At 36.1% G+C, this 13,083-nt stretch carries 8 protein-coding genes; 2 read left to right on the forward strand and 6 right to left on the reverse strand.

Translation table 11 applies throughout. The annotated features are described in order from the left end of the window. Nucleotides 1-22: 22 nt before the first annotated feature. The 3 genes from mukB to mukF are packed head-to-tail and all read right to left on the reverse strand — an operon-like array spanning nt 23 to nt 6,541. Nucleotides 23-4,441 (reverse strand): chromosome partition protein MukB, encoded by a 4,419-nt coding sequence (gene mukB, locus H3U97_RS05340; protein WP_198198500.1) that lies wholly within the window; start codon nt 4,439-4,441, stop codon nt 23-25. Nucleotides 4,442-4,443: 2 nt separating this feature from the next. Further along, nucleotides 4,444-5,175: a chromosome partition protein MukE gene (gene mukE / locus H3U97_RS05345; protein WP_081298793.1), complete on the reverse strand. Its 732-nt coding sequence runs from the start codon at nt 5,173-5,175 to the stop codon at nt 4,444-4,446. A 43-nt stretch (nt 5,176-5,218) separates the two neighbouring features. After that, nucleotides 5,219-6,541 carry a chromosome partition protein MukF gene (gene mukF, locus H3U97_RS05350; RefSeq protein ID WP_086353907.1) on the reverse strand — a complete coding sequence of 441 codons (1,323 nt, stop codon included), beginning with the start codon at nt 6,539-6,541 and terminating at the stop codon, nt 5,219-5,221. 299 nt (nt 6,542-6,840) lie between these two features. Here mukF and H3U97_RS05355 point away from each other — a divergent pair, with 299 nt between their 5' ends. Further along, nucleotides 6,841-7,566, forward strand: coding sequence for a DUF4198 domain-containing protein (locus H3U97_RS05355; protein ID WP_034902283.1), 726 nt, complete (start codon nt 6,841-6,843; stop codon nt 7,564-7,566). 50 nt (nt 7,567-7,616) lie between these two features. Here the strand turns inward: H3U97_RS05355 and H3U97_RS05360 are convergent, their stop codons facing one another. Genes H3U97_RS05360 through rbsK form a run of 3 tightly spaced genes read right to left on the reverse strand, consistent with a single transcriptional unit; the run spans nt 7,617 to nt 11,173 of the window. Next, a complete protein-coding gene (locus tag H3U97_RS05360) occupies nt 7,617-9,005 on the reverse strand; it encodes an MFS transporter (RefSeq protein ID WP_198198450.1) in 1,389 nt (462 codons plus the stop codon). Continuing rightward, entirely contained in the window at nt 9,002-9,955 is a 954-nt protein-coding gene (locus tag H3U97_RS05365; RefSeq protein WP_370527995.1) for a nucleoside hydrolase, read from the reverse strand. Before H3U97_RS05365 ends, H3U97_RS05360 begins: the two co-directional genes overlap by 4 nt. Before the next feature lie 24 nt (nt 9,956-9,979). Beyond that, nucleotides 9,980-11,173 carry a ribokinase gene (rbsK, locus tag H3U97_RS05370; RefSeq protein ID WP_198198451.1) on the reverse strand — a complete coding sequence of 398 codons (1,194 nt, stop codon included), beginning with the start codon at nt 11,171-11,173 and terminating at the stop codon, nt 9,980-9,982. A 363-nt stretch (nt 11,174-11,536) separates the two neighbouring features. On the opposite strand from rbsK, the gene pntA reads away from it, so the two are divergent. After that, the gene (pntA, locus tag H3U97_RS05375; protein ID WP_034902289.1) at nt 11,537-13,069 is read left to right on the forward strand and encodes a Re/Si-specific NAD(P)(+) transhydrogenase subunit alpha; all 1,533 of its coding nucleotides are present in this window, start codon (nt 11,537-11,539) and stop codon (nt 13,067-13,069) included. Nucleotides 13,070-13,083 lie beyond the last annotated feature (14 nt).

The raw sequence follows: 13,083 nt of genomic DNA on the forward strand, positions 1-13,083 counted from the left end.
AACTGTTTTTAGTCAGTAATAACTAAGCAAAGCCTTTCAATCCAACAACATGTACGTGTTCTTGGTTGTTGATCACTTTACGCACTAATTTATAGGTGGTACCTTTTTCCGGACTGATATTTTCTGGAGCAGCGATAATAAGTTGCATTTCTAATCGTTCACAAAGCTCAAAGAGCGTTGCAATCGATTTAGCATCCAGACGTGCCGCTTCATCTAAGAATAATAAGCGACATGGTGAAATATCCTTATTGCGCAGACGTTTAGACTCTTCTTCCCAACTTTGAATAACCATTAGTAGAATAGACATACCTGTACCAATCGCTTCACCGGTTGATAATGCACCACTTTCAGCGCGTAACCAACCGTCAGCGCCACGATTAACTTCCACATCCATCTCTAAATAGTTTCGATAATCTAGCAACTCTTCACCAATATTTTGTGCAGTTCGTTGCCCCATATCAATATGTGGATTCAAACGTTGATAAAGTTTGGCTAACGCTTCTGAGAAGGTTATACGATTATTACTAAATAGATCCTGATGTTCATTTTGATCATCAGCTAATGCAGCTAATAATGAAGAGTGTGCCTCACGAATACTAACATTCAAACGAACACCATTAACCTGACCAAATGCCACTGCTTGCAATCCTTGATTAAGCATACGTATACGGTTTTGTTCACGTTGTATAGTTTTACGAATAATATTAGCCACACTTTTTGAACTAATAGCCAATTGCTGTTCTCGTGAAGTAAGTTCTTCAGTTAAGCGTGACAACTCAATTTCCATTTGTTCAATGGCTTCAATCGGATCATCAGTTTTGACGATATCTTGGCGAATTCGTTCACGTAAATGTTTATAAACCGCGATATAAAATTGGATTTTACGTTCTGGTCGTTTCGGATTTTCGGATAACCTTAATACATCACGTAAGTGTTCATTATCATTTACCGCTAAACGCAATGAACCAAGTGCTTTATCCGACATAGAACGTAGTTCATCAGCGCTGAGATAAGCCAATTCTCGTCGATGTAATCGTCGTTCTACACTGTTTTCTTTAACGAGTCGTAACACTAAACACCAACCAGCTTTTGCTTCAACAACTTGTTCACGTAACTGTTTATAATCACGCAGTGTTTGTGTTAAGCGTTTTTGCATTTGCGTCATTTCGCTTTCACACATAATAAGTTGTTTTTCCAAAGACGTGCATTGTTGGCGATTACTATTGAGTTTTTGATGAATTTCATCACGACGGATACGAGCTCGCTCTTCAGTGATTGCATCCGCTTTAACACCAATTTGTTCGATCTCTTTATGCAATTCATTAAGCATGTCTCGCTTAGTTTCAAATGCACTTTTAAGGGATGCTAATGTTTGATTGTATTGATTATATTTATCTTGATACTGTTGCATTTGACGACGAGCTTCACCTCGTTGTCCTTCAACAACTTCTAATCGAGCACGTAATTTTTCATTGAGATCACTATTTTCATTCAACATACCAGCTGAATCTTCATAGCTAAAATGAGCACGACGTTGCATCACTTCCGTTAAAGCAAAAACTTGTTGGCGAATGGTTTGCTGCTGAGCTTTAACAGTATTGTACTGCTCACGTAACGATTCATTCTGCTCAGGATCACTTTGCAATACTGCAACAATTGGTTCAAGTTCGGCAATAGTATGGCGATGACGACTAACATATTGCGCGGCCTCTTGCGCTTCAGCAACTTGCTCACGGAGATCATCAACCCGATCTGCTAAATCATCATCAGCCAATAAATGCATTTGAGCTACCAATCGATTTACTGTGATTAACTGCTCTTTACAATTTGCAACTTGTTGTTGATTTTGTTTATCAATACTTTCTTGTGCCAAGAGCTGACGTTCGATTTCATTACGTCTTGTCGATAACTTTTGCACTTCGGCTTCTGGATCGATATCAAATGCTACAGATAGATATTCACCAATAAACTGCCCAACATTTTGCTCAATACGTTGTAATTTTTGCAGATCAAATGAAATTGTTGCATAACGTTCATGTAGTTCATCACGTTCTGCCGATAATTTTTCAAGATGAATTTCACGTGCTGCTCGGCCAAATAAAGGTACCTTAGGAAAGCTGGAAAAACGCCATTGCCGATCACCAGTTTTAACCAATACGGATTTCGTCATCTCTTCACAATCAAAAACACTATCGTCAAATGAAGATGGATCACCTTCGATAAAATAGATATCTTCTGGATAATCTTCTTCACTATTTGTCAGGCTTTCTAGTTGAGCTTTTACCAGTGATAAATCAGGTACCACAATAGCTTGTCTTGATGGGCCATATAATGCTGAAAAATAAGGTGCATCATCAATAGTTACATCCTCATAAATTTCAGAAAGTAATACACCATTAAACCTTTCCGCTAACGTCGATAAACGACCATCATCAACACCACTTGGTTGATTGAGTTGTTCAATTTGTGCATCAAGTTGATTGCGTTTGAAGTTTATTTGATCACGTTGTGTAACTAAAGTGCGTTCCTGTTCAAGCAATTGTTGCATATGTTGCGTGACAGCATGACTGTTAGTAAACGTTTGCTCTGTTTGTTCTTGCAATGCGATAAGTGCATCTTGGGCTTTTAACCATACTGGTGCTTTTTGTCGATAAGCACCAATTTGCGTTTGAATTTGCTCAAGCTCTTGCTTAAATTCAATACGTTTTTCACTTGATTCATTGGCAAGCTCAGCATTTTGGTCTAATTGAACTTCTAGCTCTTGTTTAAATTCATCAAGCTCATCATAATTAAGTTGATGACCAAAACGCTTACAAAATTGAGTTAATAATGATTCAGCTTCTTTTTGCTCAAAAAAGCGTTGCTCTAATTCATCTAATTGCAGTTGTAAATGTTCTGCTTGATCGGCTTGGTAACATTGTGAAGGCCACTGCTTTAATGCTTCTCTAGCGGCACTCCAAGCATCACTGCGCACTACGTCCCCAACTAATTTAACAACTAGTTGATAAGCTCTATCAAATTGATTAATGGCGGCATCAGAAACACTTAGTCTTTGCTCTAATTCTAACAGTTGTTCAGTAACTTCTTTTTGTTTTTCTTCAAAGATTTCAAAATGATTTTCAACATTACTTATACCTAATTTTGGTAATTGGCATAGTTGCTGAGCATTTTTTAAAGCTTGGATAGCTTGTTGGTATTGGATTGCTCGAGTCTGCTGCACATCTAAAGCTTGTTGATAATCAGCTAATTGGGTTTTTATTTCATCAACTTCTTGCTCAGTATGTTCAACCTGATCACGGTAAGTTTGATACTGTTCATTGGCTTCGAGGACAACTTCATTTTGCTCTTCAAGTTTTAAATTCAGATCATCTAAGTCCGCTTGATAACGGTCTATTTTTTCTTGTTGACGTAAAGCTGTTTGCGCAAGGTTAAGATGATCATTGGCAGCCTGAAGATCCGTTTCTAAATCGCTTTGAGCATCTTGATATTCTTTTAATTCTTTTGCCATTTCAACTTGGCGAAATTGATTACTAATCAGTAGATCTTGCGTTTTAAACATGTCACGACGCAATCCTAAAACCGATTCGATATGAATTCTACGTTCATTAGCATGACGCATATAGTCAGCAGCAACGTAGTTGGTAGACTCAGTAATAAGGTGTTTGAATAAATCACGATCCGATTGTGTTACCCGAATAGCTTCAAGCGTCATTCTATTTTCACGTAATGCTGCTTCCATATCTTGGAAGGCTTTTCTGACACCACTATTTTCCGGCAACAAATAATCACGTAATGATCGTGTAATAGCACTTGAAATTCCCCCATATAGAGAAGCTTCAATCAAGCGATAATATTTACTTCGGTCAGATGAAGAGCGTAACCGTTTCGGTAATATACCAAAATCAAACATGACTGAATGATAATCGGTGATAGAGTTAAATTGTTTAAAAATAACTCCTTCCATTGACTCAATTTTATCTTTTAATTCTGGTAATGATAAAATTCGAGCCTGTTTATCATTTAAACGTTCTGTTACCAATTCAGTTGGACTAATATTGACTGGCAAACCTTGTATTAAAAAAGGTTTAATATCTACTTTTTTGTCACGCCCTGCTACTTGCTGTAAACGTACACCACAGATAATTCGCTGATTACGAGAGTTGATAACGTCTAGCATAGAGTAACACACACCTGGCTTTAACTTACCATGTAAACCTTTATCTCTAGAACCTGAAGTTGCACCCGCTTCAGTGGTATTTCTAAAATGTAATAAAGTCAAATCAGGAATTAGCGCTGTGACAAATGCAGCCATAGTCGTTGATTTACCCGCGCCATTACCACCTGAAAGCGTGGTAACTAGTTGATCAAGCTCAAAGGTTCGGGCAAAAAAACCATTCCAGTTAATTAAGGTTAATGAGTGAAATTTACCGTGTCCCATCATCATTATTCAATCTCCTCATTAACATCTTCATCTTGTTCTTCACTATTATCATCATCCAAAATAAGTGATGATTCTATTTTAATCGCTTCACCATCTCGAATTAAGCGTAATTGCGCTTCTTGCGCATCATCACTACTGCGAACATCAGCACCAAAGCGGAAAATAGATTCATTTATACGAAATCGACTACTATCATTACCTACAATAAAGAAGATCATGCCTAGTCGACGTAAGCGATTTAATGCGGTTTTTACTTTATCAAATAGTTTTTGACGATCTAAGTCAGATCCCGTTGAACGTTGATTAACTAATTTCAACAATTTACTTTCATCCGCTAAGGAAACCAGCTCATCAAAAAGTTCTTGCAAAGTGAAGATACCTTCATGCGCTAATCGTTCTGGGCTTAAATAGAGATAACACAATACTTTACCCACTAACATGTCTAATTCAGAAAGAACTGAACGGGGAATTAAAGTGGTTGAACGAGGACGGAGATAAAAAAAGCCTTCTGGTGCACGAATCAGCTCAACATTATAACGTTGATAAAACTGTTCAAGTTCAAATTGAAAATCCATCAAAAATGCATGATTGTCCAGTTCATCAATACCAATATGGCGACCTGAGCGTAATAAACTATCTAGTTCAGGGAAAATTGGATTGGCAATAGCTTGAGCCAATTTGACTGGCATATATTTATCTATAGACGCTTGAGAACTTGCAGCAATACGTCCCATGACTTCATCAAGATGATGAGCAGTTTGTTCCATTTCTATATCTTTAGTATCTGTTGATGACATGTGCTTGTACCTTAGCTCCATAATCGTTAATAGGTTTCCATTCGGCAGGAATACCAAGTAAATCACTTTCGGCAATACCTAATCGAATAGCCTGATCAATAAACAATCTTGCAATATCAAAATGCTGTTCTCGTGGGAACTGAGCTAAATAACTATGAATAGCAATACTCATATCAAGTGGTTTATTTTCTTGTTTAAAGATCAATAGATTTTGTTCAATATGTGCAACTATATGCTCTTGAATTTCTTCAATCATTTCAAATTCGAGTTCAGAAGGTAACTCACCAGTCACTTCAGCTTCATGTAATGCCAACTCTTCGTCACGCATATCCAGTAAACGTTCAGCATTCGCAAAAGTAAGTGACCATGGTGAATCAAAATAGCTTTGGATCGATTTGCGTAATCGTTGAGAAAAAACTCGATTCTTATCTAAATCAATTGCAGTACGAATAAATTTATGAACGTGCCTATCATAACCTATCCATAGGTCTATTGCTTTTTGTCCCCAACCGATGATTCGGTCTAATTTACCTTGTAAATCAATAACTACATTATTAATTTTATCTAACTCAGGATTATCCAAAGTCGCATCTTGTATTAACAGCAAACTAGCTTGTAACTTATCGCCAGCCGCTGCTAATGTATCTTGTAATTCACGTAAGGTTTGCGATGTTTCTGTCAGTAAGCCCTCACAGCTACTAATTGCCGCCTGCCAATCTTGACTTAATAATGCAGAAATATTTTGTTTTACATCAGCTTGTTGTTCATCCATCACTCGTTGAGTGATATCAATGCTATCAAAGATCTCAGCTACTGAATATTTTAAAGGTGCGAAAACATTACGATGCCAATGTAAATCATCACCACCTTCAAGAGCAGCATCTGCGGCACGTTTTAATTCTTGTGCAACAATTGAAAGTTGAATTGATAAACGTAAAGTCGAGAATTCTCGTTGACGAATATAGTAATCAGATATACCAATTCCCAAAGGTGTCAATCGATAAATAGAATAACCATCGGTCATTTCGCTAGCAAAACGTGTGATTAAACGCTGGCGTACTAAATCATTAATCGCATTATTCGCACGGACAGTAATAGTATCTTCACTTTGCTCAAAAATGTGTGAAACATGTCGAAAACCATCAATTAATTCAGATTCAGTCATTTCACCATCAAAGCGTTCACTGTTTAATACAGCTATTGCCAACAAAAAGGCTAATCGCTCAACAGGCAAAGCAATCGAAAAATCATTTTTTTTTGCCCAAGAGACCAGTTCTGGCACTGATTGGGAAAAATCCATCATAGTGATTCCTTAATTAAGGATGTTCAGCAAGCCTGACATCTTAAAATAATATGAGAAACACAATATATTGTGTTATGGACAAAATTTTATCGATTATATAACAAATTGTAGTAGTTAAAAATAGCTAAGTTTAGGATTTATTATTAGAAGTAATAATCAATAATTAATTTTTTTAAATACGCTAATTGCCATTACAAAAAACGCAAATTTATTATCTAATTAACATTAGGTTTGAATTGACTTATGTAAATATAAAAATGATAATGATTATCGTTTTCACTTAAAATGTAGAGGTATTTATGCGAAAAGTATTATTATCAATTTTATTGGGGACTTTTATTGGTTTGGTTTCACAATCAGTAATTGCTCATGGTATATGGATTACTAATCGAGTCGATCAAAAACAAATTGTTTTAGGTGAAGGGCCTTTAGACAATGGTTATAAGACTGAAAGTGTAAAAGATGTTAAAGCTTATAATAGTAATTGGTCACTGCTACCGATATCTAAAAAGTCACATGATAATTTTGTGACTATTGAACCGTCAGATCAAACAGCGGTAGTAACGGTTGATTTTGATTATGGCTATTGGACCAAAAATTCAGAAGGTAAGTATGTTAATTTACCCATGAATAAAGTTAAAGGAGCCAGTAATGGCACTCACGCCATAAAATATAGCGTTAATTATTTATCATCCGTTAATAACCCTAAAATGGTTGAAGATATTCCTTTACAAATCGTTCCTTCTGTTGATCCGACAAAATTGAAACGTGGTGATAGTTTACCAATTACTGTGTATAAAGATGGAAAACCACTAGCTAACACAGCAGTTATTGTTGATGTGGTGAATAACTTAGATAAAACAGTGAAAACAGATGATAAAGGTCAAACTACTATTATTGTGCCAAACCAAGGTTTAAACGTTATTGGCGTTGAAATTGGTTTTCCGCTTAAAGATAACCAATTAGCAACACAAGATAAGTTTTTTACCACTCTAGTTTTTACACTAATTCCTGAAGAAGATTAATTTATATACAAAAAACGGGATTATTATCCCGTTTCCTATTAATCATCTGATTAAACTTCAGCATTGATTGGACGAGGTATAAGAAAACTACAAAGTAGAGCTAATACCGTGATCACTAATCCAAGTAACATGCCATTGAAATAACCATCAATTGAGTTACCATTCATCATTTGAATTGCTGGTAATAATGCAAAACTTAAGCCAGCGCCTAAATTAAATGCCCCAGCATTCATACCTGGTAGAAAACCTGGGTTTTCGCTAGGTGATAAAACAACACCTAGGCCATTCAAAATAATATTGGCCATGCCTGCGTAGAAAATACCTAGCACAATAACCCCTACGGATAAAATAGGTAGAGAATGAATGCCATAAAACATAATAACTAAGATGCCAATAACACAGCCCACAAGACCTAATTTTAGCACATTGTTATACCCCATTGTTGGTGCCAATCTTCCAGAAAATGGTCCCACAAACCAACCAATTAAAGCATAAGGAGTTAGAAAAATGAGTGAAGCCCAATCAGCTTCTAATCCAAAGCCAATCTCATGATTTTGAGCAATTGACATAACTAAACCATTAACAATAGCGAAAATACCTGTCATGGTTAAAGTTGTTGTTAATAACAAAGCCCATGTAGCACGTTTTTTCAAATGATGGGTGGTAACAAGGGGTTGTTTATTTCTTTTTTCTACATGCCAAAACAGAATAAAACATAAGATAGCAAATAGTGTTAATCCTACCACAATCAACCAATTTGCATTACCCAGTTTACCCGCTTCATTAAGCGCGAGTAATAGCGCAGCTATGGTTAAGACAATTAGTAAAACACCTAACCAATCCATTTTGGTGCCTGCCGATGGTTTAGATTCGGAGGCAAAACGATGAACAAAGAAAGTGGAAATTGCGGCAACTATAGCTATAACCCAAAATACAGAACGAAATCCGAAATGAGTAGCAAGTAGACCGCCAGCTATCGCATCAACACCAGCAATACCACCATTTACTGCTGTTATTATTCCCATTAACATACCATACTGTTTAACATCTTTTACTTCAAAACTTAACATTAACAAGCATAGAGGTACGACTGGCCCTGAGACACCTTGAATAATCCTAGCGGCATATAACACTTCAATATTTGGTGCAACAGCAGCTAAAACTGTACCTAATGTCATGATTAATAACATAGCAGTTAAGACTTTTTTTCGCCCTTTTATATCACTTAATCGTGGTAAAAATAATGAAAATAAAGCTGCTGCTGTGAAAAACGAGGTTTGCGATAGCCCAACAGCAGCATCATTAGTTCCTAACTCTTTTGCTATGGTTACTAATACAGGGCTTAACATACTAGCATTAAGTTGGAAAGCAACACATGCAGCAAGCAAAGCCATCATCAGTGTAAATACATTGGATTTATCTTTACTTTTTTCAATCATAGATTAACCTCACCTATTCGTTCTAGGGAGTCAACAATTAAATCCCAAAAACCAGTATGATCAAGTTCAGTTGCAACCTGAGTATGACAACTATCATCAGGAGGGAAACGAAAATCAGCCACGGTCATTCCTAAAGTTAATGTACCTGTCAATTCAATATCAACTGGTACTCGTTTAGTTTTTATTAACTCAGGATTAATAACATAAGCAACAGCGCAAGGGTCATGAACTGGCGGATAAGTAAAACCTTGAGCTTGTTTATACATTTTTCCGAAGAATTCCAACATTTCCAAAACAAATTTAGCTGGTTTTGTTTTTATTGCAGATATTTTTTCAATTACTTCTGGTGTAGCTAATGCTTGATGGGTAAGATCTAATCCAACCATAGTAACTGGCCATTTTTCATTAAATACTATGTGAGCTGCTTCTGGATCTATCTTGATATTAAACTCAGCAACAGCACTCCAGTTGCCAACATGATACCCACCACCCATCAAAACAACTTCTTTTACTCGTTCAACAATTTTCGGCTCTTTACGTACCGCCATTGCAATATTAGTTAAACCGCCTGTTGGAACCAATGTGACTGTTTTAGGGGGATGAGACATGATGGTATCAATAATTAAATCAATAGCATGCCTTTTATCTAATTGAATTGCCGGTTCAGGTAAAACGGGGCCATCAAGTCCAGAGTCACCATGAATATCCGGTGCCACTTCTACATTTCTAATTAAAGGTCTTACCGCTCCAGCAGCAAAGGGAACATTAGTAATATTAGCGATACGTGCAACAGATAATGCATTACGAGTTACTTTTTCTAATGTTTGGTTACCAACAACCGTAGTTACCGCTAGCAATTCAATATTTGGATTACCATGAGCTAATAAAAGTGCGATAGCATCATCATGACCGGGATCGCAATCAAGGATAATTTTTTTTGGCTGATTCATCATAAATCGGTTCCTCAAGTAAATTTATATCTTTGCCATTCGTTTAAGCACATTTTGATGCGATGGCATATTTGATGCACCTTCACGCTCAACGGCTAAAGATGCAAAAGCTGAAGCATAAACTGCTGCTTGGTAAAGAGTTTCTCCTTTAGCCAATGAAGCACAAAAAGCTCCATTAAAAGCATCGCCAGCACCAGTTGTATCAACAGGAACAGCTAAGAAAGGCTTAATATGTTGATGATGTTTACCATCATAAATAAGAGAACCTTTACTACCTAAAGTAATAATGACTGTTTGAATACCTAATGAATAAATTTTTTCTGCTGCAAGCTTGGCACTATCGAAATCATTAACTTCAATTCCTGACATTAAACTTGCTTCAGTTTCATTCGGAGTAATAATATCGATATAAGATAATAACTGTTGAATATCTTTAGAATAAGGCGCGGGATTTAACACCACTTTAACCCCCATTGCTTTAGCTAATTTCATTGCATTTAAAACGGCATCAATATTATTTTCAAGTTGAACTAATAGAATATCAGATTGTTTGAGATAACTTTCTAACATTACAATTTCTTTATCAGTAATTGTTAAATTTGCACCAGGATAGATGGCAATCATATTCTCGCCATTCTCTTCAGAAACATAAATGACAGCATTGCCGGTAGGTTCTTTATCTGATTGATACAAAGTAAATGAGTTAATTTTTGATGAAGATAGATGATCATGAGCAAATTGACTAAATTGATCGGTTCCAACTTTTGCGACAAAATGAACTTTTGCATCGGCATGACTTGCAGCAAGTGCTTGATTAGCACCTTTTCCACCTGGACCAATCATACTTTTTTGCGCTAGAATTGACTCACCGCCTTTGGGAAATCTTGCCACTTGTGCAACAATATCAACATTAAATGAACCTAAAATACAAACATTACCGTTCATTCTGTCTCCTCGTTTTTTAAATTTCTGTTTATCATATCTTGTCATTAATGAGGTAATACACTCTTTATCAGTAATATTGCTTACTAATCTATGCCTTTTAATCATGGCTCCACCATAACAACGAATAACTAATAATTGTTTCGCCAGCGTAGAGAGATCTTTTCTAATAGTCTCTTTAGATACTTTAAATATTTCCGAAAAATATTGAACACTACCTTTTTCATGTTTATCTAAGTAATCTAAGATAGCTTTTTGTCTTTCTTCTAAGAACATAAAGTAAACCTCTTGATGATTAATTCAAAGTATAGCTGGATTAAATCATTAAAAGAGTGATAATAATCATAACTTATGAGATAAAACAGAAGCAAACGGAACAAACATAGGTTAAACTCGACTGCTTTAAAAATAGTAAAATTTAATGAAAACTATCCATCTTATTATTGTCACGTCTATTAGTAATAACTATCAGCAAAACAATTATACTTTTGCTATAACTCATAACCCTATATCAAGTTATCATAAAAAATAATAATCTAATTTCGATAATAAAAAATTAATTCCTTACTCGCACTGTCGCTAATTTATGCTAAAATCGCAAAACATGAATAATCTTTCTTAACATAAGGATGTAACGCAATGCATATCGGTATACCAAAAGAACGGTTAGCCAATGAAGCTAGAGTTGCAGCAACACCTCAAACCGTTGGACAACTGTTAAAACTAGGATTTACAGTTTCAGTAGAACAAGGTGCTGGACATGCTGCTCATTTCGAAGACCAAGCTTTTATTGATGCTGGAGCCACTATTCAAAGTACAAAGGATATTTGGCAAAATGATCTTATTTTAAAATTTCATGCGCCAACTGATGAAGAAATCGCTCTAATGAAAGAGGGATTAACACTTATCAGTTATATTTATCCTGCTCAACATAAAGATCTTTTAGAAAAACTTGCAACTAAAAATATTACTGTAATGGCAATGGATTGTGTACCTCGTATTTCACGAGCTCAATCTCTTGATGCATTAAGTTCAATGTCTAATATTGCCGGTTACCGTTCAGTTATTGAAGCAGCAAACCAGTTCGGCCGTTTCTTTACAGGGCAAGTTACTGCTGCAGGTAAAGTGCCACCAGCAAAAGTTTTAGTAATTGGTGCGGGTGTAGCGGGTCTTGCTGCAATTGGTGCGGCGGTTAGCTTAGGTGCGATTGTTCGTGCATTCGATACCCGACCTGAAGTTGCAGAACAAATTAATAGTATGGGAGCTGACTTCTTAGAATTAGATTTCGAAGAAGAAGCGGGCTCTGGTGACGGCTATGCTAAACAAATGTCTGCCGCATTTATCGAAGCCGAAATGGCATTATTCGCTGAACAAGCTAAAGATGTTGATATCATCATTACTACAGCATTAATTCCAGGTAAACCTGCACCAAAACTTATCTCAAAAGAGATGGTTGAATCAATGAAACCAGGCAGTGTTATTGTTGATTTAGCAGCATTAACTGGCGGTAACTGCGAATTAACTAAACCAGGTGAAGTATTCGAAACTGATAATAATGTTAAAATTGTTGGTTATACTGATTTAGCTAACCGTATGCCAGCACAAGCATCACAATTATACGGCACCAACATTGTTAATTTATTAAAATTACTTGCCAAAGAAAAAGATGGTAATATTGATATCAACTTTGAAGATGTGGTTATTCGTGGCGTAACTGTAGTCAAAGATAAAGAAATCACTTGGCCTGCACCACCGATTCAAGTTTCAGCACAACCACAGAAAAAAGCGGTTGAGCCTGTGGCTAAACCTGAACCTAAACCAATGTCACCAGCCAAAAAATATGGTATTTTTGCTTTATTAATTATTGCCTATTTCTGGTTAGCAAACTCTGTGCCTGAGAGCTTTTTAGGCCACTTTACTGTATTTGCTTTATCATGTGTAGTTGGTTATTACGTAGTATGGAATGTAACCCATTCATTACATACACCACTAATGTCAGTTACTAATGCTATATCCGGTATTATATTAGTCGGTGCAATATTGCAAGTCGGTGATGATAATGGCTTAACTACGGCGATTGCCTTCGTTGCTATTTTGATTGCTAGTATCAATATTTTTGGTGGATTCTTTGTTACCCAAAGAATGCTAAAAATGTTCCAACGTGGCAAGTAAAGGAGATTATTGAT

The organism is Gilliamella sp. W8128, from assembly GCF_016100545.1.
Lineage (GTDB): Bacteria > Pseudomonadota > Gammaproteobacteria > Enterobacterales > Orbaceae > Gilliamella > Gilliamella apis.